Origin of the sequence: Streptomyces albicerus (assembly GCF_008905045.1) — a bacterium.
Classification (GTDB): domain Bacteria; phylum Actinomycetota; class Actinomycetes; order Streptomycetales; family Streptomycetaceae; genus Streptomyces; species Streptomyces albicerus.
In genome coordinates, this window is the sequence record NZ_VWMY01000042.1 from 64,420 (window position 1) to 87,547 (window position 23,128).

The 23,128-nt window shown below is 68.0% G+C and carries 18 protein-coding genes and 2 tRNA genes; 3 read left to right on the top strand and 17 right to left on the bottom strand.

The features are described from left to right. Positions 1–43: 43 nt before the first annotated feature. The 9 genes from rodA to GAS53_RS33835 form a co-directional block, all read right to left on the bottom strand. Complete coding sequence (rodA, locus tag GAS53_RS33795) at positions 44–1,243, bottom strand: rod shape-determining protein RodA (protein ID WP_151481564.1); 1,200 nt, start codon at positions 1,241–1,243, stop codon at positions 44–46. Beyond that, the gene (mrdA, locus tag GAS53_RS33800) at positions 1,240–3,495 is read right to left on the bottom strand and encodes a penicillin-binding protein 2 (protein ID WP_151481565.1); all 2,256 of its coding nucleotides are present in this window, start codon (positions 3,493–3,495) and stop codon (positions 1,240–1,242) included. The genes rodA and mrdA overlap by 4 nt, the downstream gene beginning before the upstream one ends. A 75-nt stretch (positions 3,496–3,570) precedes the next feature. After that, positions 3,571–4,242 carry a rod shape-determining protein MreD gene (gene mreD / locus GAS53_RS33805; protein ID WP_151481566.1) on the bottom strand — a complete coding sequence of 224 codons (672 nt, stop codon included), beginning with the start codon at positions 4,240–4,242 and terminating at the stop codon, positions 3,571–3,573. Between the two features lie 13 nt (positions 4,243–4,255). Next, positions 4,256–5,209, bottom strand: a complete 954-nt coding sequence (gene mreC, locus GAS53_RS33810) for a rod shape-determining protein MreC (protein ID WP_151481567.1) — start codon at positions 5,207–5,209, stop codon at positions 4,256–4,258. 161 nt (positions 5,210–5,370) lie between these two features. Continuing rightward, positions 5,371–6,390, bottom strand: coding sequence for a rod shape-determining protein (locus tag GAS53_RS33815; protein WP_081217257.1), 1,020 nt, complete (start codon positions 6,388–6,390; stop codon positions 5,371–5,373). Between the two features lie 1,253 nt (positions 6,391–7,643). Then, the gene (gene ndk / locus GAS53_RS33820; RefSeq protein WP_151481568.1) at positions 7,644–8,057 is read right to left on the bottom strand and encodes a nucleoside-diphosphate kinase; all 414 of its coding nucleotides are present in this window, start codon (positions 8,055–8,057) and stop codon (positions 7,644–7,646) included. 238 nt (positions 8,058–8,295) lie between these two features. Then, the gene (locus tag GAS53_RS33825; protein ID WP_151481569.1) at positions 8,296–8,649 is read right to left on the bottom strand and encodes a DUF4233 domain-containing protein; all 354 of its coding nucleotides are present in this window, start codon (positions 8,647–8,649) and stop codon (positions 8,296–8,298) included. Positions 8,650–8,652: 3 nt separating this feature from the next. Beyond that, positions 8,653–10,167: a bifunctional tetrahydrofolate synthase/dihydrofolate synthase gene (gene folC, locus GAS53_RS33830; protein WP_151481570.1), complete on the bottom strand. Its 1,515-nt coding sequence runs from the start codon at positions 10,165–10,167 to the stop codon at positions 8,653–8,655. Positions 10,168–10,348: 181 nt separating this feature from the next. Next, positions 10,349–12,973 carry a valine--tRNA ligase gene (locus tag GAS53_RS33835; RefSeq protein ID WP_151481571.1) on the bottom strand — a complete coding sequence of 875 codons (2,625 nt, stop codon included), beginning with the start codon at positions 12,971–12,973 and terminating at the stop codon, positions 10,349–10,351. 136 nt (positions 12,974–13,109) lie between these two features. Here GAS53_RS33835 and GAS53_RS33840 point away from each other — a divergent pair, with 136 nt between their 5' ends. Further along, positions 13,110–14,057, top strand: a complete 948-nt coding sequence (locus GAS53_RS33840) for a hypothetical protein (RefSeq protein WP_151481572.1) — start codon at positions 13,110–13,112, stop codon at positions 14,055–14,057. A gap of 72 nt (positions 14,058–14,129) precedes the next feature. On the opposite strand, the gene GAS53_RS33845 is transcribed toward GAS53_RS33840, so the two are convergent. From GAS53_RS33845 to GAS53_RS33870, 6 genes are all read right to left on the bottom strand, one after another. After that, positions 14,130–14,384, bottom strand: coding sequence for a hypothetical protein (locus GAS53_RS33845; RefSeq protein ID WP_151481573.1), 255 nt, complete (start codon positions 14,382–14,384; stop codon positions 14,130–14,132). Positions 14,385–14,569: 185 nt separating this feature from the next. Further along, a complete protein-coding gene (gene clpX / locus GAS53_RS33850) occupies positions 14,570–15,856 on the bottom strand; it encodes an ATP-dependent Clp protease ATP-binding subunit ClpX (RefSeq protein WP_151481574.1) in 1,287 nt (428 codons plus the stop codon). Between the two features lie 160 nt (positions 15,857–16,016). Beyond that, positions 16,017–16,697 carry an ATP-dependent Clp protease proteolytic subunit gene (locus GAS53_RS33855; protein WP_151481575.1) on the bottom strand — a complete coding sequence of 227 codons (681 nt, stop codon included), beginning with the start codon at positions 16,695–16,697 and terminating at the stop codon, positions 16,017–16,019. 68 nt (positions 16,698–16,765) lie between these two features. After that, positions 16,766–17,377 carry an ATP-dependent Clp protease proteolytic subunit gene (locus tag GAS53_RS33860; RefSeq protein ID WP_192583395.1) on the bottom strand — a complete coding sequence of 204 codons (612 nt, stop codon included), beginning with the start codon at positions 17,375–17,377 and terminating at the stop codon, positions 16,766–16,768. A gap of 427 nt (positions 17,378–17,804) precedes the next feature. After that, entirely contained in the window at positions 17,805–19,250 is a 1,446-nt protein-coding gene (gene tig, locus GAS53_RS33865; RefSeq protein ID WP_151481577.1) for a trigger factor, read from the bottom strand. Between the two features lie 186 nt (positions 19,251–19,436). Beyond that, a tRNA-Pro gene (locus GAS53_RS33870) sits at positions 19,437–19,513 on the bottom strand. Positions 19,514–19,666: 153 nt separating this feature from the next. Between GAS53_RS33870 and GAS53_RS33875 the strand changes: the two genes are divergently transcribed. After that, positions 19,667–19,737: transfer RNA gene (locus GAS53_RS33875), tRNA-Gly, on the top strand. A gap of 113 nt (positions 19,738–19,850) precedes the next feature. On the opposite strand, the gene GAS53_RS33880 is transcribed toward GAS53_RS33875, so the two are convergent. Both GAS53_RS33880 and GAS53_RS33885 read right to left on the bottom strand, forming a co-directional pair. Continuing rightward, positions 19,851–20,696: an alpha/beta fold hydrolase gene (locus tag GAS53_RS33880; RefSeq protein WP_151481597.1), complete on the bottom strand. Its 846-nt coding sequence runs from the start codon at positions 20,694–20,696 to the stop codon at positions 19,851–19,853. Between the two features lie 412 nt (positions 20,697–21,108). After that, a complete protein-coding gene (locus GAS53_RS33885; RefSeq protein WP_151481578.1) occupies positions 21,109–21,303 on the bottom strand; it encodes a hypothetical protein in 195 nt (64 codons plus the stop codon). 580 nt (positions 21,304–21,883) lie between these two features. Between GAS53_RS33885 and GAS53_RS33890 the strand changes: the two genes are divergently transcribed. Then, a complete protein-coding gene (locus tag GAS53_RS33890; protein WP_151481579.1) occupies positions 21,884–23,077 on the top strand; it encodes an acyltransferase family protein in 1,194 nt (397 codons plus the stop codon). Positions 23,078–23,128: the final 51 nt, after the last annotated feature.

The window sequence follows — 23,128 nt, forward strand, 5'->3', positions numbered from 1 at the left end:
ATCTAGTCGCGAATCCGATACATGGGCAGACCCCCAAAGTTCACTAGGCGGACATCGGTCGTTGAACTCTGATGGACTGCAGGAGCCCCACGGCCACCCAGACGGCGAACATCGACGAGCCTCCGTAGGAGACGAAGGGAAGTGGTAGACCCGCCACCGGCATGATGCCGAGGGTCATGCCGACGTTCTCGAAGGACTGAAAGGCGAACCAGGCGATGATCCCGGCGGCGACGATCGTGCCGTACAGCTCGGTCGTCTCGCGAGCGATGCGGCAGGCCCGCCACAGGACGATGCCGAGCAGCAGCAGGATCAGTCCGGCGCCGACGAAGCCGAGTTCCTCGCCCGCGACCGTGAAGACGAAGTCCGTCTGCTGTTCGGGGACGAACTGGCCGGTGGTCTGCGAGCCCTTGCCGAGCCCGGTGCCGAAGAGGCCGCCGGAGCCGATCGCGATGCGTGCCTGGTTGGTGTTGTAGCCGACGCCGGCCGGGTCGAGCTCGGGGTTGGCGAAGGCGGCGAAGCGGTTGATCTGGTACTCGTCGAGGATCCCCAGCTGCCAGACCGCGATCGCGCCGACCGCGCCGGTGCCGATCAGCCCGAAGATCCAGCGGTTGGAGGCGCCGGAGGCGAGCAGCACGCCGAGCACGATGATCACCATGACCATGACCGAGCCGAGGTCGGGCATGAGCAGGACGATCAGTATCGGTACGACGGCCAGGCCCAGGGACTGCAGGACCGTGCGGTGGTCCGGGTACGGCTTGTCGCCGGCGTCGACCCGGGCCGCGAGCAGCATCGCCATGCCCAGGATGATCGTGATCTTCACGAACTCGGAGGGCTGGAGCGAGAAGCCGCCGCCGATGACGATCCACGCGTGCGCGCCGTTGATGGTCGCGCCGAGCGGGGTCAGCACCAGCAGGACCAGGAAGACGGAGATCCCGTACAGGATCGGTACGGCCGTGCGCAGGGTGCGGTGGCCGAGCCAGACCGTGCCGATCATCAGGGCGAAGCCGATGCCCGTGTTGAGCAGGTGTCTGACCAGGAAGTAGTACGGGTCGCCCTGGTTGAGCTCGGTGCGGTTGCGGGTCGCCGAGTAGACGAGGGCCGCGCCGATCAGGGAGAGCGCGATGGCCGAGAACAGTATCGGCCAGTCGAGTCTGCGGGCCAGCGAGTCGCGGGCGAACAGCCGCGTCCAGCTGGAGCGTTGGGGTCCGTACCCGGAGACGGAGAAGCCGTTCGCGCCGGTCATGTGAGCGTCCTCCGCCTCTTCTTCGGGCGGGCCGTACGCCGTCGGGTGTCGCGGTTGTTGCCGGTGTTGGGGTCGGGCACGGTGGCGGCCGGGTTGTCACCGTTCACCGGCTGCTGCCCCTCCTCGGAGGCCTGTTCGTCCTTCGGCGGCGGGTACGCCTCGGCCTTCGGGGAGTCGATCGAACCGTCCTTCTCGATCTTCGGCAGGCTCTTCTGGGGCTCGGGCAGCAGGGCCTTCTTCTTGTCGATGGCGCCGTCCTCGGAGACGCCGTACAGCGCGTTGTAGATCTTGCGTACGGCGGGGCCCGAGGCGCCGGAGCCCGTACCGCCCTGGGAGATGGTCATGACGACCGTGTAGTCCTCGGTGTATGTCGTGAACCATGAGGTCGTCTGCTTGCCGTAGACCTCGGCCGTACCCGTCTTGGCGTGCATCGGGATCTCGTCCTGCGGCCAGCCGCCGAAGCGCCAGGCGGCCGTACCGCGGGTCGCGACTCCCTCGAGGGCACCGTCTATCTCGCTGAGGGTCTGCTGCGTCATCGGCAGTTTGCCGTGCGACTTCGGCTTGATCTCCTGGACGGTCTTGCCGTCGGGGCTGACGATCGCCTTGCCGACGGTCGGGTCGTAGAGGGTGCCGCCGTTGGAGATCGCCCCATAGATCGTCGCCATCTGGATCGGTGTGACGAGCGTGTCGCCCTGGCCGATCGCGTAGTTGACGGAGTCACCGGCGCGCAGCCGGTTGCCTTCGAGGCAGTTCTCGTACGCGATCTGCTGGGCGTATGTGCCGCCCTTCTTGCCGTACTTGCACCAGGCGTCCTTGTTGGCCTTCCAGTAGTCCTGCTTCCACTGGCGGTCGGGGACGCGGCCGGTGACCTCGTTCGGCAGGTCGATGCCGGTTTCCTTACCGAGGCCGAACTGGTGGGCCGTCTTGTAGAACCAGTCGCCGGCGTTCTTGTTCGGCTTGATGCCGCCGTCGCGCTTCCACTCCTCGTGCGAGAGCCGGTAGAAGACGGTGTCGCAGGAGACCTCCAGGGCACGGCCGAGGCTGATCGGGCCGTACCCCTTGGACTCGAAGTTCTTGAAGACCTGGCCGCCGACGGAGTACGAGCTGGAGCACTGGTAGGGGCCGTCGAAGGAGTAGCCCGCGTTGACCGCGGCGGCCGTCGGGATGACCTTGAAGACCGAGCCGGGGGCCGACTGGCCCTGGATCGCGCGGTTCAGGAGCGGGTAGTTGGAGTCCTTGCCGGTGAGCCTGGTGTAGTCCTTGCCGGAGATGCCGCCGACCCAGGCGTTCGGGTCGTAGGACGGGTTGGACGCCATGGCGACGACGCGGCCGGTCTTGGCCTCCATGACGACGACGGCACCGGAGTCGGCCTTGTAGTTCTCGCCGGTGTTCCTGTCCAACTCCTTGCGGGCGTCCTTCATCGCCTGGTTCAGCTCGTACTCGGCGACGCGCTGGACTCGGGAGTCGATGCTGGTGACGACGTTCGCGCCGGGTTCGGCCTTGTCGCTCTTGGCCTGGCCGATGACGCGGCCGAGCTTGTCGACCTCGTAGCGGGTGACGCCGGCCTTGCCGCGCAGTGCCTTGTCGTACTGGCGCTCAAGGCCGCTTCGGCCGACCTGGTCGGAGCGCAGATACGGCGAGTCGGTGTCCTTGGCCTTGGTGATCTCCTCGTCCGTGACGGGCGAGAGATAGCCGAGGACCTGTGCGGTGTTGGCCTCACCGGGGGCGGCGTAGCGGCGGACGGCCTGCGGTTCGGCGGTGATGCCGGGGAAGTCTTCGGCGCGCTCGCGGATCTGCAGGGCCTGCTTGGGGGTGGCCTCGTCGGTGACGGGGATCGGCTGGTAAGGCGAGCCGTTCCAGCACGGCTGCGGTGTCTTCGAGTCGCAGAGGCGGACCTTCTCGATGACGTCCTTGGCCTTCAGACCGAGCACGCCCGCGAGCTTGCTGAGGACCGCCTTGCCGTCGTCCTTCATCTTCAGCAGGTCGGTGCGGGACGCGGAGACCACGAGCCGGGTCTCGTTGTCGGCGATCGGTACACCGCGGGCGTCGAGGATCGAGCCGCGCACGGCGGGGCTGACGACCTGCTGGACGTGGTTGCCGGAGGCCTCCTTGGCGTAGGCGTCGCCCTCACGGATCTGGAGGTACCAGAGGCGTGCGCCGAGCGTGCCGAGGAGGGACAGAACAAGGATCTGGATGACGACGAGCCTGATCTGGACCCGTGGGGTCCGGCCGGTCTCCGGGATGTTGGTCATTGCTCCCCCTCCCTCAGCTCATTCGGTGTGCTGTTGTCGCGGGCGTTCGGTGTGCTGTCGTCGAGGGCGCCACTCTCACAGCCGCTTGACCCCCTTGATACGTCCCGCGCGCGCCACCCTCGCCTTGGCCGCCCGCACTCTCAGGCCGCCGCGCTGGCTGCCGATGCGCAGGCCCGTGCCGGAGGTCAGCCAGCCCGCGGAGACGTCGGTCGCCTTGGACGAGCCGCCGGTCTCGGCGAGCGGATCGTTCTCGGCGCGCCGCGCCAGGGCCATGATTCCGGGGACCACGAACGGGGCGAGCAGCAGGTCGTACAGCGCGGCCGTGAACAGCAGGCTGCCGAGGCCCACATGGCGGGCGGCGGTGTCGCCGACGAGGGCGCCGACTCCCGCGTACAGGAGCGTGGAGCCGATCGCGGCGGCGACGACCACGGCCATCGGGCCGGTCGCGGACTTGAGTTGGCCGTTCTCGGGTTTGGCGAGTCCGGCGAGGTAGCCGATGACGCACAGCACGAGGGCGTAGCGCCCGGCCGCGTGGTCGGCGGGCGGGGCCAGGTCGGCGAGGAGGCCCGCGCCGAAGCCGATGAGGGCGCCGCCGGTGTGGCCGTAGACCAGGGCGAGGCCAAGGACGGTGAGCAGCAGCAGGTCGGGGACGGCGCCCGGGAGGTGGAGGCGGGCGAGGACGCTCACCTGGATCACCAGGGCGACGATCACCAGGGTCGTGGACAGCAGCATTCGGTTGAAGCGCATGGGGGTTCAGCTCCTACTGCTCTTGCTGCTGTTGCTGCAGACCGTCGGCGGGCGCGTCGGCCGAGGGCGTGACCGTCACGGTCACGGTCGGCGTGGGCGTTGGCTTGGGTTTGGGCGGCAGTACCTCGTCACGCGGGTCCTCGCGCGGGGCCCGGACGACGACGCCGACGACGTCGAGCTTGGTGAAGGAGACGTACGGCGTGACGTAGATCGTGCGGGTCAGGTCGCCGCCGGAGGGGTCCACCCGGGACACGATGCCGACGGGGACACCCGGCACGAACGGCCTGTCGGCCTGCGAGCCGAAGGTGACGAGGCGGTCACCCTTCTTGATCTTGGCCTTGCCGTTGAGCATCTCCACGCGCAGCGGGCGGTCGCCCTGGCCGGACGCGAAGCCCAACTCGTCGGTGGACTCCATGCGCGTACCGACCGTGAAGTCGGGGTCGCTGGCGAGCAGCACGGTGGCGGTGTTCGGCCCGACGGTCGTCACCCGCCCGACAAGCCCGTCCCCGTTCAGGACGGTCATGTCGCGCTTGAGGCCGTCGTTCGCGCCGGCGTCGATCGTGACCGTCCAGGAGAAGCCCTGGGCCGCCCCTATGGCGATGACCTCGGCGCCCTTGATGCCGTACTGCCCGGCGCCGGCCGTCTTGAGGATCTTGTCGAGCTGTTTGAGGCGACTGCGGTTGCGGTCGTCGCTGCCCAGCTTCGCCTTCAACGCGGCGTTGTCGCGCTCGAGTTGGGAGATGCGATCGTGGCGTTCGCCGGAGTCCTTCACGGCCTGGATCGCGTTGCCGACGGGGTCGACGGCGGACGACACCCCATCCTCGATCGGGCCGAAGACCGTGGCGGCTGCCTGCCGGGCACCGTCGACCGGCGAATCCTCGCCGCCGCGGATGTCCACCGTGATCAAAGCGAACGCGATGGCGATCAGCAGCACCAGGAGCAGCCGGCTCTCTCGTGTGTCCCTCACGTGCGGCGGCCGTGCCTTCCTCGTCGGAATTCGTGTATGGCTCACCCAGGAGAGCCCCGGAGGGCGGAACCCGCGGGTGTTATGGGGGAGCTTATGCCTCAATATCAACGATCCGCCGTACGAGAAGGGATCATCTCGTACGGCGGAATCGAAGAGTTACGTCATCTGCGCGGCTGGGCGTCCAGCACCTGCTGGAGCGCCTCGAACTCCTCGACACACTTGCCGGAACCGAGCGCCACGCTGTCCAGCGGATCCTCGGCGATGTGGATCGGCATGCCCGTCTCGCGACGCAGCCGCTCGTCGAGGCCGCGGAGCAGGGCGCCGCCGCCGGTCAGCACGATCCCACGGTCCATGACGTCACCGGACAGCTCCGGCGGACACTTGTCGAGGGTGGTCTTGACCGCGTCGACGATCGCGTTGACGGGCTCCTCGATCGCCTTGCGGACCTCGGCGGCCGAGATGACGACGGTCTTGGGCAGCCCGGAGACGAGATCCCGGCCGCGGATTTCGGTGTGCTCGTCAGTGTCGAGGTCGTACGCAGAACCGATCGTGATCTTGATCTGCTCGGCCGTCCGTTCACCCAGAAGGAGCGAGTACTCCTTCTTGATGTGCTGGATGATCGCGTTGTCCAGCTCGTCGCCGGCGACGCGGATGGACTGTGCCGTGACGATTCCGCCGAGCGAGATCACCGCGACCTCGGTGGTGCCGCCGCCGATGTCCACCACCATGTTGCCCGTGGCCTCGTGGACCGGCAGGCCGGAGCCGATGGCCGCGGCCATCGGCTCCTCGATGATGTGCACCTGGCGGGCGCCGGCCTGGGACGACGCCTCGATGACGGCACGGCGCTCGACGCCTGTGATGCCGGAGGGCACACAGACGACGACACGAGGACGGGCGAGATAGCGCCGCTTGTGGATCTTCAGGATGAAGTAGCGGAGCATGCGCTCGGTGATCTCGAAGTCGGCGATGACACCGTCCTTCAGCGGGCGCACGGCAACGATGTTGCCCGGCGTCCGCCCGATCATCTTCTTCGCTTCCGCGCCGACCGCGAGGATGCCACCGGTGTTGGTGTTGATCGCGACGACGGACGGCTCGTTGAGTACGATCCCGCGACCCCTGACGTACACCAGCGTGTTGGCGGTCCCGAGGTCGACAGCCATGTCACGGCCGATGAACGACATTGAGTTCCCCATCAGGATTCGTCTGGCCTTCCCAAGTGGAGCTTTTGATGGCTTTTTAGGTCGGCGAGGGTGAGCGCTGTGACGTGAAGGCTTCCATCGTAGTCTCGCCTGCACGAACACCGCGCGAGGGTCTTCGCCATTGTCAGCAGATGACGAGCCGCCTCGCTTGTGGAGACGGGCCATCGGGGGAACGCGTTCCCCCGATCGCCACGCATATGCCAACGGACGACTGCCATTCTGCGGCTACCCCAGGTCAGACGCATAGCCGACTGACAGAGTGTCAGAAGATTTTCGATGCGGCTTGACGGACGGCACCTGACGGCTGGGCGCCGGGCCGCGGGGATGGGCGCCCGGCTTCCCCCTGGACCCGGGCCTACCGTAGGGCCCGAGCCTTCCAACCGGAGAACGGATCTCCCGGGCGCGCCGCCGGCCCGGAGCCTACGCCTACCGGAGTCCGGCAGCTCAGCAGCTCGGCGCGCAGGGGCACCACGACCGACGCTTGCGCCCGGGTCGACACGACGCCTGAGCACCGTGCCCGATGCCCCACACCGGGCACGGCAGTTGCACCGCACACCCGTTACTGCCACGGCCCGCGCACACGGGCCCCATGCGCCACGCCCCGCGCTGAGCGCACGCAGGATGCCCGAAGTTGCCCTGTCCGACACCTGCACCCACGCGGGACGCCACATCGCCATCGCCGACGGTCCCTGCCGGGAGCAGCGGTGCACCAGGCACCCATGCTGCCGCGGCCCGGCGCAACGGCCCCCACTACGCGCACGCGAGATGCCCGAAGTGCCCTGTTTGATACATGCCCACAGGGGACGCCGAGGCGCCACGTCCGACGCCGACCGGGCGAGACACCAAGCGCTGAGCCCGGGCCCTCCCGGGCAGAGAACCGGACACCGCGCCCCGCGCGAGGTGCCCGGGCGCAGTGTCCGACGCTCCGACGAGCGAGCTGTGGGGTGCGGAGCCGGCCCTCCCGGGCAGGGGACCAAGGTTCCCAGGCCCGGCGCTCCCAGGCCGGCGTTTGGGCGCCACGCCTGGTGGTGCCTCTGCGCCGGGGTGCGTGGCGCCGTGCCCGACGCTGCGCCCGCGGGCGCAGGCCCCTGGGGGCGCCGCGCCCAACTACTGTGCCCAGGCACGGCTGCTCGCCGCGCATGGTCCGGCGAGAGCTACTACACCACCCTGCCCAGGCGCACAGCTCGGGCGACCCGGGCCCCGGGCCCCGGGTTCCGGTTCCGCCGCGGTAGCGGTTAGGCGAGGCCCGGGAAGAAGATCTTCAGCTCGCGGGCGGCGGACTCCTCAGAGTCGGAGGCGTGGATCAGGTTCTCCCGGACGATCACGCCGAAGTCGCCGCGGATGGAACCGGGGGCGGCGGCGATGGGGTCGGTCGGGCCCGAGAGCGCCCGTACGCCCTCGATGACGCGCTCGCCCTCGACGACCAGCGCCACGACCGGGCCGGAGGCCATGAAGGCGACCAGCGGCTCGTAGAAGGGCTTGCCCTTGTGCTCGCCGTAGTGCTGCTCCAGCGTGTCCTGGTCCAGCGTGCGCAGCTCCAGCGCGGTGATCTCCCAGCCGGCCTTGCGCTCGATCCGGCTGATGATCTCGCCGGTCAGGCCACGACGGACCGCGTCGGGCTTGAGAAGGACGAGGGTGCGCTGGCTCACGGTGGTGGCTCCTTCAGGTCACAGATGTGCGGACGACCGAGGTTACAGGGCGTGTCCGGGTGCGTTTTACGCAGCGTCAGGTGATACGGGGCAGCTGACCGGGCGTTTGCTCAACAGCCGCTCCGGCGACCGCCCAGCAGCCGGTCACGTTCACTTCCCAGCCGGCCCCGCCCACCCAGCCCGTGCGGCGTTTGAGGACGCGGCCGTCCAGGCCGATCGCGAGGTCCGGGGCGGCAGCCTACGCCGCGTTACCCCCCGCCTCGGCCTGCGCAGCAAACCGCTCCTTCGCCTCCTCCACCTTCCGCCCGAAGTGAACCGAGGCCCACCACAGAGCCGCGAAGACAGCCCCCAAGAAAAACATGACCGGCACGACGAACCCACTCGCGATCAGCCCGACCTGCAGCGCCCAGCCCAGCTGAACACCCCCCGGCCGCGTGATCATCCCGCACAGCAGCAGACACAGCACCATGGCGACCCCGCTCACCGTCCAGACCGTGGTCATGGACAGATCGGGATCCTTCATGGCGACGAGCCCGGCGAACCCGATGACGAAGAACTCACCGATCAGCGTCGAAGCACAGAGCGTGCGCATGGATCAGCCCCTCCCCAGCAGCAGTCGGGCCTCGCCGACCGTAATGACGGAACCGGTCACGAGGACACCACCACCCGCATACTCGGCCTCCTCCTCGGCCAACGTGATCGCGGCCTCCAACGCATCGTCCAGCCGAGGCTCGACCTGCACGCGATCCTCCCCGAACACCTCGACGGCGAGCCCGGCGAGCGCATCCACGTCCATCGCCCGGTGGCTGGAATTCTGCGTGATGACAACCTCGGTGAAGATCGGCTCGAAGGCCTCCAGCAGCCCCCGTACGTTCTTGTCCCCACTTGCCCCAACGACACCGATCAGCCGACTGAAGTCGAAGACCTCACGGATGCCCTCGGCCGTCGCACGGGCCCCGGCCGGATTGTGCGCGGCGTCCAGCACCACCGTCGGCGACCGCCGCACGATCTCGAGCCGCCCCGGCGAGGTAACCGACGCGAAGGCCTTGCGGACCGTGTCGATGTCGAGCGGCTCGGGCCGCTGGGACCCGACACCGAAGAACGCCTCCACGGCGGCGAGCGCCACCGCCGCGTTGTGCGCCTGATAGGCGCCGTGCAACGGCACGTACACCTCGTCGTACTCCCCGCCGAGACCGCGGAGCGTCAACAGCTGCCCGCCGACGGCGACCTGGCGGCTCACGACGCCGAACTCGAGCCCCTCGCGGGCTACGGTGGCATCGACCTCGACGGCCTTCTTGAGCAACACCTGGGCGGCGTCGACGGGCTGCTGGGCCAGGATCACCGTCGCGTCCTGCTTGACGATCCCGGCCTTCTCCTTGGCGATGTCGCCAGGAGTGGTGCCGAGCCGGTCTGTGTGGTCCAGATCGATCGGGGTCACGACGGCGACATCGCCGTCGATCACGTTCGTGGCGTCCCAGCTGCCCCCCATCCCCACCTCCACCACGGCCACATCGACGGGCGCGTCCGCGAAGGCCGCGTACGCCATGCCCGTGAGCACCTCGAAGAAGGAGAGCCGGAACTCCTGCCGGGCGTCGACCATCTCGACGTACGGCTGGATGTCCCGGTACGTCTCGATGAACCGCTCGGCGGTGATCGCCGCCCCGTCCAGGCTGATCCGCTCGGTGACCGACTGGACGTGCGGCGAGGTGTACCGCCCGGTGCGCAGGTCGAAGGCGCCGAGGAGGGCCTCGATCATGCGGGCGGTGGACGTCTTGCCGTTGGTCCCCGTGATGTGGATCGAGGGATACGCGCGCTGCGGCTCCCCGAGCACGTCCATGAGCGCGGCGATCCGGCTCACGGAGGGCTCCAGCTTGGTCTCGCCCCAGCGGGTGGCCAGCTCGGCCTCGACCTCACGCAGTGCCTTGTCGGTCTCGGGGTCGGCCGGGCGCGCGGGGATGTCGGACTGCGGCAGCCCGCCCTGCGTGCGCAGGGTGCGGCTGCCGGCCTCGATCACGGCGAGGTCGGGGTCGCGCTCCGTCTCCGCTTCGACGATCTCGTCGAACAGGTCGGACGGGTCGGACTCACTGCTGTCGTGCGGGAGCTCACTCACACGCCCAGTCTACGGAGCATCACCGACAGAGGCGGGGACAGGTCCGGACACACCGGGCGCGGCGATTCGACCAGGGGCGACCAGGGGCATGGGCGGGGACATGCGCATGCCGAGGGCCTCGGAACCGTACTCGGCTCCGAGGCCCTCGGCCACGTACGGACAACCGTCCGGCGGAGTGCGCCTACGCCTCCGGCAGGCGGTCCAGCTGGGCCTGGATGCGGGCGATGTCCTCGTCCGCCTTGGCGAGCCGTGTGCGGATCTTCTCCACGACGTGGTCCGGGGCCTTGGCGAGGAACGCCTCGTTGCCGAGCTTGGCGTTCGCCTGGGCCTTCTCCTTCTCGGCCGCCGCGAGGTCCTTCGCGAGGCGCTTGCGCTCCGCCGCCACGTCGATCGTGCCGGAGAGGTCGAGCGCGACCTGCGCGCCCGCGACCGGCAGGGTCGCCGTGGCCGTGAAGGCGTCGCCCTCCGGCTGGAGGCGCAGCAGCTGGCGGATGGCCGCCTCGTGCGGGGCCAGCGCGGTCCCGTCGAGGGTCAGCCGGGCCGGGACCCGCTGGCCCGGCTGCAGCCCCTGGTCGGCACGGAAGCGGCGGACCTCGGTGATGACCTGCTGAAGCGTCTCGATCTCGCGCTCGGCGTCGGCGTCCCGGAAACCACTGTCCTTGGGCCAGTCGGCGATCACGACCGACTCACCACCGGTGAGGGTGGTCCACAGCGTCTCCGTGACGAACGGCACGACCGGGTGCAACAGCCGCAGCGTGACGTCCAGGACCTCGCCCAGGACCCGCTTGCTGACGTCGGCGGCCGCGCCGCCCGCCATGAACGTCGTCTTCGACAGCTCGACGTACCAGTCGAAGACCTCGTCCCATGCGAAGTGGAAAAGGGAGTCCGACAACTTGGCGAACTGGTAGTCCTCGTAGAGGGCGTCGACCTCCGCGACCGTCGCGTTCAGCCGGGACAGGATCCAGCGATCGGTGGCCGACATCTGCTCGGCGGGCGGCAGTTCGCCCTCGATCGTGGCGCCGTTCATCAGCGCGAAGCGCGTGGCGTTCCAGATCTTGTTGGCGAAGTTGCGCGAACCCTGGACCCAGTCCTCACCGATCGGCACGTCGACGCCCGGGTTGGCGCCGCGCGCGAGCGTGAAGCGCAGGGCGTCGGAGCCGTACTTGTCCATCCAGTCCAGCGGGTTGACCGCGTTGCCGAAGGACTTCGACATCTTCTTGCCGAACTGGTCGCGGACCATGCCGTGCAGGGCGATGGTGTGGAACGGCGGGGTGCCGTCCATCGCGTACAGGCCGAACATCATCATCCGGGCGACCCAGAAGAACAGGATGTCGTAGCCGGTGACCAGGACGGAGTTCGGGTAGAACTTCGCGAGGCTCTCGGTCTGTTCGGGCCAGCCGAGCGTGGAGAACGGCCACAGGCCGGAGGAGAACCAGGTGTCGAGGACGTCGGTGTCCTGCGTCCAGCCCTCGCCGGTCGGGGCCTCGTCGTCGGGACCGACGCACACGACCTCGCCGTTCGGCCCGTACCAGACCGGAATTCGGTGTCCCCACCACAACTGCCGCGAAATGCACCAGTCGTGGAGGTTGTCGACCCAGTCGAAGTACCGCTTCTCCATCTCCTGCGGGTGGATCTTGACGCGCCCGTCACGGACGGCGTCACCGGCGGCCTTCGCCAGCGGGCCGACCTTGACCCACCACTGCATGGAAAGACGCGGCTCGATGGTGGTCTTGCAGCGCGAGCAGTGGCCGACGCTGTGGACGTACGGCCGCTTCTCGGCGACGATCCGGCCCTCGGCGCGCAGGGCGGCGACGATGGCGGAACGGGCCTCCAGGCGGTCCAGGCCCTGGAAGGGGCCGTGTGCGGTGATGACGGCGTGCTCGTCCATGATCGTGATGGCCGGCAGGTCGTGCCGCTGGCCGATCTCGAAGTCGTTCGGGTCGTGCGCGGGTGTCACCTTGACGGCGCCCGTGCCGAACTCGGGATCGACGTGCTCGTCGGCGACGACGGGGATGGACCGGTTGGTGAGCGGAAGCTGGATGTGCTTGCCGACGAGGTGCTTGTACCGCTCGTCGTCGGGGTGAACGGCGACGGCGGTGTCACCGAGCATCGTCTCGGCACGGGTCGTGGCGACGACGATCGTGTCGTCCCCGTCGCCGTACTTCATGGAGACGAGCTCGCCGTCGTCGTCCTGGTACTCGACCTCGATGTCCGAGATGGCGGTGAGGCATCGCGGGCACCAGTTGATGATGCGCTCGGCGCGGTAGATCAGCTCGTCGTCGTACAGCCTCTTGAAGATGGTCTGAACGGCCTCCGAGAGACCCTCATCCATGGTGAAGCGCTCACGCGCCCAGGCGACGCCGTCACCGAGCCGCCTCATCTGCCCGGAGATCTGCCCGCCGGACTCGGCCTTCCACTGCCAGACGCGCTCGACGAAGGCCTCGCGCCCCAGGTCGTGGCGGGACTTGCCCTCCTTGCCCAGCTCACGCTCGACGACGTTCTGCGTGGCGATACCGGCGTGGTCCATGCCGGGCTGCCACAGCGTCTCGTAACCCTGCATGCGCTTGCGGCGCGTGAGAGCGTCGATGAGCGTGTGCTCGAAGGCGTGGCCCAGGTGCAGGCTGCCCGTGACATTCGGCGGCGGGATGACAACGGTGTACGGCGGCTTCTCGCTGTTCGCGTCCGCCTCGAAGTAGCCCCGTTCCACCCAGCGCTCGTACAGCTTCCCCTCTACCTCGGCCGGCGCGTACTGGGTCGGCAGTTCGGGGGTGTTGGCTGGCGGCTGCTGCTGAGCGTTGTCGGTCACGGGGTCAGTTTAGAGGTGTTACGGGTCCGTCCTGAAACTCGATTGTTCAGTAACGGTGAGACCCCCGGTGCTCCGCGTGGGCGCTCCTTACGCCAGGATGTTCGGAACGCATAAGCATCTGGAGGGGAACCCAGAAATGAGCTACAACCAGCCGGGCCCGTACGGCGGGCAGCCCCAGCAGCCCGGACCGTACGGTCAGCCGGGTCCTTACGGCCAGCAGCCGCAGGCCCCTCAGCCCGGCTACGGCTACCCGCAGCAGGCGCCTCCGCAGCAGCCGGGCTATGGGTACCCCCAGCAGACGCCGCCGGGGGCTCCGCCCCAGCAGCCCGGCTACGGCCAGCAGCCGCCGTACGGGCAGCAGCCCCCCGGCACGCCCTACGGCGCGCCAATGCCGCCGGCTCCCGGCGGCGGCAAGAAGAAGACGGGCATCATCATCGGCTCGGTGGCGGTCGTGGCCGCGATCGCGGTGGGTGCGTACTTCGTCATCGGGAGCGGCAGCGGCGGCTCCTCGGACGTAGCGGACGACGGCCCGCACAAGCTGACTACTCCGGCGACGGTGCTTACCGAGTACAAGAAGGGTGACGCCTCCAGCGGAGACGGCATGTCCAAGTCGGACCTGAAGGACGCCGAGTCCTGGGGCGTGAAGAACCCCAAGGACGTCAGTGCCAACTACCAGTCGGGAGACGCGGACAACCCGCTGGCCCAGAAAACGATCACCTTTGGCGGCGTCTACGGCGACATCGAGGACCCGGAGAAGGCGGTCGACGCGTTCCTCGCCTTCATGAAGAAGGACTCCAAGGGCGAGGAAGGCGTCACCATCGTCGGCAGCCCGAAGGAGTACAAGCCCAGCTCGCTGGAGGGCGCCGTCATGAAGTGCCAGGACGCCAAATTGGACAACTCCGACGGCGAAGCGAACGAGCCGAAGTCTGTGACCATGACGTACTGCGTCTGGGGCGACCACAGCACGCTCGGGTTCGTCTTGCCCATGGAGCTCTCGGACGTCGCGGCGGGCAAGAGCGCCGACCCCGCGGCATCGGCCGAGACCGCCGCCAAGCTCCGCAAGGAAGTCCGCGTCAAGATCTGACGTACGCAGCAACGACGAAGGGGCCCGACTCAATTGATCGGGCCCCTTCAGATCATCTACCCACAGGTGCGATCAGCGCCTGTTGCACGCCACCGCCGCGTGCTCGACCCTGACACCTGCGTTCAAGAGTCTTTGCAAACACCCGGTATAGCCATTTATTCCGGTTTGCGCGCAGGCTTCCGTGACCTTGGGCCCAACGATGTAGTTGGGGCGCAAATAGTCCCGACAATCCTTGGCGCTGGCCTGTGCCGGCGCTGCCACCACGAGCGGCAGAACGGTTGCCGCCACCGCCAAACTGGCTGCTGCCAGAGCACGTTGCATCTTCACGACTTGTCCCTCCGTTTTGATTCATCACAGGGCGGTCACCCCTGTAGGCAGCAGATCATCTGGCGTGCGCATGACACAAGCCGGAACCACAAGCTTGGCTTGATCCAAATGGAGTTCGCGTGAAGACGCGCAAGAGGGCGCCCGACCAAGGTCGTCGGGCGCCCCCTCGTACGTGCGCGCGGCGGCTACGCCGTCTTCTGCTCCCCCGGCCCCCGCCCCCGCGCATCCCGCGGAATCAGCGTCGGGTTCACGTTCGAGCGGACGACGTCCGCCGTGATGACGACGCGGGCCACGTCCTTGCGGGACGGGACCTCGTACATCACCGCTTGCAGGACCTCTTCCATGATGGCGCGCAGGCCGCGTGCGCCGGTCTGGCGGAGGATGGCCTGGTCGGCGATGGCCTCGAGGGCCTCGCGCTCGAAGTCCAGCTCCACGCCGTCGAGTTCGAAGAGGCGCTGGTACTGCTTCACCAGCGCGTTGCGGGGCTCGACGAGGATCTGGAGGAGCGCCTCGCGGTCGAGGTTGTGGACGGACGTGATGACCGGGAGGCGGCCGATGAACTCGGGGATCATGCCGAACTTCACCAGGTCCTCGGGCATGACGTCCTCGAAGCGGTCCTTGGCCTCCAGCTCGTGCTTCGAGCGGATCGTCGCGCCGAAGCCGATGCCCTTGGCGCCCGCGCGGGACTCGACGATCTTCTCCAGACCCGAGAACGCGCCGCCCACGATGAACAGGACGTTCGTCGTGTCGATCTGGATGAACTCCTGGTGCGGGTGCTTGCGTCCGCCCTGCGGCGGGACGGAGGCCGTGGTGCCCTCCAGGATCTTCAGGAGCGCCTGCTGGACGCCCTCGCCCGAGACGTCACGCGTGATCGACGGGTTCTCGCTCTTCCGAGCCACCTTGTCGATCTCGTCGATGTAGATGATGCCCGTCTCGGCCTTCTTGACGTCGTAGTCCGCGGCCTGGATGAGCTTGAGCAGGATGTTCTCGACGTCCTCGCCGACGTACCCCGCCTCCGTCAGCGCCGTCGCGTCGGCGATGGCGAACGGGACGTTCAGCATGCGGGCCAGGGTCTGGGCGAGGAGGGTCTTGCCCGAGCCCGTGGGGCCGAGGAGCAGGATGTTGGACTTCGCCAACTCGATGGCGTCCTCGCGGTTTTGACCCGCGCTGTTCTCACCGGCCTGGACTCGCTTGTAGTGGTTGTACACCGCGACCGAGAGCGCCTTCTTGGCGGCCTCCTGGCCCACGACGTACCCCTCCAGGAACTCGTAGATCTCCCGGGGTTTGGGGAGTTCCTCCCAGCGGACCTCGCTCGTTTCCGCGAGTTCCTCTTCGATGATCTCGTTGCAGAGGTCGATGCACTCGTCGCAGATGTACACACCAGGGCCTGCGATGAGCTTCTTGACCTGCTTCTGGCTCTTGCCACAGAACGAGCACTTGAGCAGATCGCCGCCGTCACCGATGCGTGCCACGGTGTGCTTCCCCTTCGCCTGGGAGACGCCTAGGTCCAGCGGCTCCTGGTGCTGCCTTATGTCCGACGGTACCTTGCCGAGCCCCCCGTTCGGGCCCCCCTTGGCGCGGTTCACTTTGTCGTGAACCGCGTCAAGGAGCGGCAGACGATACAGCGATACGTCACGCGACCGCGGCGTTGTTCATCTTCCGGGTCGAGATGATCTGGTCGATCAGGCCGTACGAGAGCGCGTCCTCGGCCGTGAGGATCTTGTCGCGCTCGATGTCCTCGCGGATCTTCTCGATCGGCGTCGTCGAGTGCTTGGCCAGCATGTCTTCGAGCTGGGCGCGCATCCGGAGGATCTCGTTCGCCGCGATCTCGAGGTCCGAGACCTGGCCGCGACCGGTCTCGCTGTAGGGCTGGTGGATCAGCACGCGCGCGTTCGGAAGCGCCATGCGCTTGCCCGGTGTACCGGCGGCCAGCAGGATCGCGGCGGCCGAGGCTGCCTGACCCATGCAAACCGTCTGGATGTCCGGCTTCACGAACTGCATCGTGTCGTAGATGGCCGTGAGCGCCGTGAAGGAGCCACCGGGGCTGTTGATGTAGACCGAGATGTCACGGTCGGGGTCCATCGACTCCAGGCACAGCAGCTGCGCCATGACGTCGTTGGCGGAGGCGTCGTCGATCTGCACGCCGAGGAAGATCACGCGCTCCTCGAAGAGCTTCGCGTACGGGTCGTACTCACGGACGCCCTGCGAGGTGCGCTCGACGAAGCGCGGGATGACGTAGCGGGACTCCGCGCGAGGGCCGGTGTACTCGGCCTCTGTGCGGGCGTAGAGGCCGCTGCCGGGGAAGTCGTTCACTGTGTCTCCTGGAGAGCCTGATAAGGGCTGAGGCGGTCGGCTGGGGGCTCGGAAGGGCTGGTGTCGGTCTACGCCGACGCCGCTCCGGTGCCGCCGCCGCCCGGCATTCCGGCAGCGGTGGGCATGATGTCGTCGATGAGGCCGTACGCCTTGGCCTCGATCGGGTCGAACCAGCGGTCACGGTCCGAGTCGCGGGTGATCTGCTCCACGGTCTGGCCCGTGTGGAAGGCGGTCAGCTCCGCCATCCGCTTCTTGGTGTGCAGCAGCCGCTCGGCGTGGATCTTGATGTCCGACGCGGAGCCGGCGAGGCCGGCCGAGGGCTGGTGGATCAGGATCTCCGCGTTCGGCAGCGCGAAGCGCTTGCCCGGAGTGCCCGCGCTCAGCAGGAACTGGCCCATGGAGGCCGCCATGCCCATCGCGATCGTCACCACGTCGTTCTTGATGTACTGCATGGTGTCGTAGATCGCCATGCCGGCGGTGATCGAGCCGCCGGGGCTGTTGATGTAGAGGTAGATGTCCTTGTCCGGGTCGGAGGCAAGGAGCAGCAGCTGCGCCGTGATCTTGTTGGCGATGTCGTCGTCGACCGCCTGGCCGAGGAAGATGATCCGCTCGCCGAGCAGCCGGTTGTAGACCTGGTCGCCGAGGCCACCACCGATGGGGTCGCCGGCGGCTGTGGGCATCAGATTCGTCACGTATCCACCTGCTCGTCTTACGACGGCGCCGGGCCGTCTCACGTCTTCTGCTGGGGGCGTGGGACCCCGTGTGCGCGCCGTGTCGGACGGCTCCGGGGACTCCCCTGCCCTCGTACTCATGGACCCTAACGCGCGGGTCCCTCCGGGGAATCCCGCAGAGGTGACTGTTCGCTGTGAGCGCATGCGCTCCGCTGGGTCGAGCAGGGAATTCGTCGGGCCCCGTTCAGCTCTCAGGGGCGCGGGGAACTGCGCGCTCAGCCCCCACACAGCCGCAGATGCATCTGCCACGGACTGCGCATCGGCGGGTGCGGCTTGCAGTGGGCTGGTCGCGCAGTTCCCCGCGCCCCTGAAAGGCGCGATGGGCCCCCGGGGCACAAAAGTGCCGGAGGCCCATCGTGGCGTACAAGCGAGGCGGTCAGGCCTGGGGCTTCTCCTCGGAGGCCTCGGCGTCGGAGGCCTCGGCGGAGCCGTCCGTGGCCTCGGCCGCAGCCTCCGTCTCCTCGGCGGAGCCGTCCGCGGCGACCTCGGTGGCCGTCTCGGTCTCGTCGTCCTCGTCGTCCAGGTCCACGACCTCGCCGTTCGTGTCCTTGACGGTGGCGGCCTCGACGACCACGGCAAGGGCCTTGCCGCGGGCGACCTCGCCGACCAGCATCGGGACCTGGCCGCCTTCGACGACGGCCTGGGCGAACTGGTCGGGGGACATGCCGGAGGAGGCTGCGCGCCGCATGAGGTGCTCGGTGAGCTCCTCCTGGTTGACGTTCAGCTTCTCCTTGTTGACCAGCTCGTCGAGGACGAACTGGGTCTTGATGCCCTTGACCGCGGCCTCGCGCGTCTCGGTCTCGAACTCCTCGGCCGTCTTGCCCTGGATCTCGAGGTACTTGTCGAGGTCGAGGCCCATCTGGCCGAGCTGGTGGTGCTCGAGGTTGTGCTTACGGGTGTTCATCTCGTCCTCGAGCAGCTTCTCGGGGACGGGCACCTCGACCAGCTCGAGCAGCTTCTCCAGGACGCGCTCCTGGGCCTGCGTGGCCTGGTCGTACTGCTTCATGTTCTCGAGGCGCTTGCGGCTGTCCGCGCGGAGCTCTTCGAGGGTGTCGAACTCGGACGCGAGCTGCGCGAAGTCGTCGTCCAGCTCGGGCAGTTCGCGCTTGGCGACCTGGGTGACCTTGACGGTGACCTCGGCCTCCTTGCCGGCCGCCGAGCCGCCCTTGAGCTCGGAGGCGAAGGTGGCCTCGCCACCGGCCTCCAGGCCCGTCACGGCGTCGTCGACGCCGTCGAGCAGCTCGCCCGAGCCGATGGTGTACGAGACACCGCTCGCGACGCCGTCCTCCAGGACCTCGCCGTCGACCTTGGCCTCCAGGTCGATCGTCACGACGTCGCCGTCCTCGGCGGCGCGCTCGACCGGCGCGGTGGACGCGAAGCGCTCACGGAGCTCCTCGACGGCCTTGTCGACGTCCTCTTCGCTGACCTCAACGGCGTCGACCTCGACCTCGATGCCGGAGTAGTCCGGGATCTCGATGGTCGGGCGGACGTCGACCTCGGCGGTGAAGTTCAGCGTCTCGCCGTCCTTCAGCTCCGTGATGTCGACCTCGGGCTGGCCGAGGACGTTCAGCTCGGCCTCGTTGACCGCGTCGGTGTAGAACTTCGGAAGCGCGTCGTTGACCGCTTCCTCCAGAACCGCACCGCGGCCGAACCGCTGGTCGATGACGCGCGCCGGAATCTTGCCCTTCCGGAAGCCCTTCACCGTGACCTGCTGGTTGATCTTCTTGTACGCCGCGTCGAGGCTGTCCTTGAGCTCCTCGAAGGGCACCTCAATGCTGAGCCGAACCCGGGTCGGGTTCAGGGTCTCCACGGCGCTCTTCACGGTTCGGTCTCCTTGGGGGCTGACTTCTTTGGGTTCTGCTGATGTCCTCTGCCGGGTGCGGCGGAGCCTCAGCGGATTCGCGGCCCTCGGGGGACGTCACATTGCAGACACACGGGCGCGCAGTTTGCATACTAGCCGCAGGTGGTACACGCCCCAAAAGGTGATCTTGCCGGTGGTCCGGCACGGTGGTCGGGGTGGCGGGATTTGAACCCACGGCCTTCCGCTCCCAAAGCGGACGCGCTACCAAACTGCGCCACACCCCGTCTGGTGCGACACGTAGGGTACATGCCCGCAGGCAGTGCGGCTCCCGCATTTCACGGGGCACTCCCGCCCACCGGAACGGGGTGTGCGGCGAAGGGGCGCGACCCGCTACGATGCTCCCGTGCCGCGCGTCACTGACCTGCGGCGCACCCTGTGCGGGCGTAGCTCAATGGTAGAGCCCTAGTCTTCCAAACTAGCTACGCGGGTTCGATTCCCGTCGCCCGCTCTGTATGGCTCAGGGCCAGGTCGGAGGTCAGTCCTCCACCTGGCCCTGAGGCGTTTCCGGGGGCCGTGTTCCGTGGCCGTGCCCCCTACGTGTCCGCCATCCGGGCTGTTCAGCTAGTCGAGGAACGTGAGCAGGGTGCCCAGGAGCCGGGCCGGGGCGTCCAGGGGGACGAGGTGACCGGCGTCCGGGATCGTGCGGAGGCGGGCGCCCGGGATCAGGGCGGCGAGTTCCTCGCCCTTGGCGGGTGGGATCCAGGTGTCCTCGGTGCCCCAGCAGACGGTGACGGGCAGGTTCATCGTGGGGTAGAGGGGTTGGATCTCGTCCGTGTGGCGCTGATCGGCCTGGGCGATCTGGCGGTAGAACGCCGCCTGGCCCGCCTCGCCCGTCCAGGGCGCGACCAGTTCGGCCAGGACGTCGGGCCGCAGTCCCCAGTAGCTCGCGGAGCTCACGTACTCGCGGACCAGGGCCTCGTGCAGCGCCGCGGGGAGTTGCTCGAAGACCGCGGCGTGCTCGCCGAGCAGGCGGAAGGAGGGCGAGCCCCAGGGCGCCAGTGCGACGGGGTCGACCAGCGCGAGGCGGCGGTACCCGGCCTTGTGCAGCAGATGCGCGCGGAGCGAGACGCAGCCGCCGAAGTCGTGCGCGATCACCGATGGGCCCGTGGACGGGTCCGAGCTCGACAGACCCCAGATCCCCAGGAGCTCGGCGAACACCTCGCCCTGGGCCTTCAGGGAGACATCCTGGCCGTCACTCTTCGCGGAGCTGCCGTAGCCGGGCATGTCCCAGACGTGGACCCGGTGTCCCTCGGCGGCCAGCGCCGGGGTGATCTCGTGCCACACGAAGGACGAGAACGGTGTGCCGTGCAGCAGCACCACGGGCGGGCCGTCCTCCGGCCCGAAACGGTCCCACCGGAGGGTTCCGATCGGGCTCTCCCAGCTCTCGCGCAGCTGCCAGGTCCTCATCACGGTCTTCGGGTTCACGTCGCCGGATTCCCTTCGGGAGAGGTCGTACGTCGGTATCCCCTTCGGGAGAGGTCGTACGTCGATTGACGGCCTCGTACGTCCTCCGAGTGGACCGGGTGGATTCCGTACGGCACATACGGGGCGTCGCCGGACGGCTGGGTGTGCGTAGGAGGAGCGGAGCGGTCAGGAGTACGTCGCGAGGGCGAGGCGGGACTCGAGGGGGCTTCTCCAGGCAGAGTCGAGTGAAGGGGAGCAACTCCTCGGGGGGCCCTCGAGTTCGGGTTCGCTCTCGACGGCCCTCGTCGCGGTGGACGGCTCCCGCACGGTGGTTGTCGCACGGCACCTCGGCCACCTCGCGGGGGAACCCGGTGCGGAACTCAAGGTTGTCGACGTACTGGCCCTGCGAACCCGCTCAGAACTGGATCTCGTTGATGGTCTCCGCCACCGAGTTGAGGAACCGTTGGATGTCGTCGGCCATGCCCGTGGAGGCAAGGAAGAAACCGAAGAGCACGGCGACCACCGCCGGCCCTCCCTTGATCGATCCGCCCCGTATCAACACCACCAGGACGATCCCCAACAGCAGCACCACTGACAGCGAAATGGCCACAACTGATCACACCCTACGGTCGGTCCGCTCTCCCGGCCCGGAGGTGCAACCCCGCGCACCCCCGCCAGAACCATCGTGCCACCAACAGGCCCTGCGTATGCGGCGGGTGAGGCATCCATCGGCCACGGACGTGAACGGCCGGCCCCCGCACGGTAATTCGAGTGATCCCTCTCACGGTAAATTCAGGATGATCGTTTCCATGTCCACACAACCGTCCACACAACCTGTTCGCAGGTAATTCGAATTGTTGCCACAGGCACATCAACGAGGCCGGTCGGTGGGTCACTAAAGACGACTCACCCGGACATTTCACCAGAGTCGCCCGCAGACGTTATGCGTCATTTAGTCATGACGAATCCGGACGTAATACCCGCATACAGTATGCCGATCGACATGGACATCGCCATGTCGACTTCGTCAAATCCCGGTTACTCACCGGGCGATAAGCAGGATTCACCACAGAGGTTTTACGAAATCCCACAGGCAACGCTAGGGTGCCTCAGATGTTCTACGCTGCCTCGTCCCCCGCACGCGCAGCGAGGTCCAGGATCGTCTCCCCCAGTTCCTGGTGGGAGGGTCTGTGACGAACTCGCTCCGTCCGCACGGCCATCAAAGGGCTCCTCTCCCGCCGGCCCAGGCCCAAACACCGGCGCAGGGAGTGCCGAGCCCGCGACCACCGCAGACCACGGGCCCCCCGCAGGCCGGCACCACCCCCGCAGGGCCGGCCGCCCGGCCCGCCAAACAGCGCGACGCGTTCTTCGACAACGCCAAGTACCTGGCGATCGTGTTCGTCGCGATGGGCCACGCCTGGGAACCGCTGACCGACCACAGCCGCGCCGCCGAGGCGCTCTACATGGTCGTCTACACCTTCCACATGCCGGCCTTCATCCTCATCTCCGGCTACTTCTCCCGCAGTTTCGACATGCGCGCCGACCGGCTGCGGCGACTGATCACCGGCATCGCCGTGCCGTACGTCCTCTTCGAGGTCGCGTACTCCTTCTTCAAGAAGTGGGCCGACGACGACCCGAGCCACCCGATCAGCCTGCTCGACCCCTGGTATCTCACCTGGTTCCTGGTCGCGCTGTTCGTGTGGCGAATGACCGTCCCGCTGTGGAAGGTCGTGCGCTGGCCCGTACCGCTCGCGCTCGCCATCGCGGTCCTCGCCTCCGTGTCACCCGACATCGGTGACGACCTGGACCTTCAACGGGTCCTGCAGTTCCTGCCGTTCTTCGTCGTGGGCCTGTTCATGAAGCCCGAGCACTTCCAGCTGATGCGGCGCCGCGAGGTCCGGATCCTGTCGGTGCCGATCATCGCGGTCGCGCTGGTGCTGGCGTACTGGGCGGGGCCGCGCATGACGTCCGCGTGGTTCTACCACCGTGACAGCGCCCAGGAGCTGGGCACGCCGTGGTGGGCCGGTGTCGTGATGACGCTCGCGCTCTTCGGCTGCTCGATGGTTCTCACCGCCTGCTTCTTCTCATGGGTGCCGCGCCGCAAGATGTGGTTCACGGTGCTCGGCGCGGGCACGCTGTACGGCTACCTGCTGCACGGTTTCCTCGCCAAGGGCTCCCGTTTCTGGGGCTGGTTCGACGAGTACACGTGGCTGCACCAGCCGCTCGGCGAGATCTTCGTCAGCCTCTTCGCGGCGACGGTCGTCACCGTGCTGTGTACTCCTCCTGTGCAGCGGGCGTTCCGCTTCGCGATGGAGCCGAAGATGGAGTGGGCGTTCAAGAGGGACGCCACGGAGCTCGCCCGCGAGCGGGCCAAGTCTTCTTAGACTTGGCCCGTCAGACGCCCCGTCGAACGCTCAGCGCCCCTCAAGGACGGG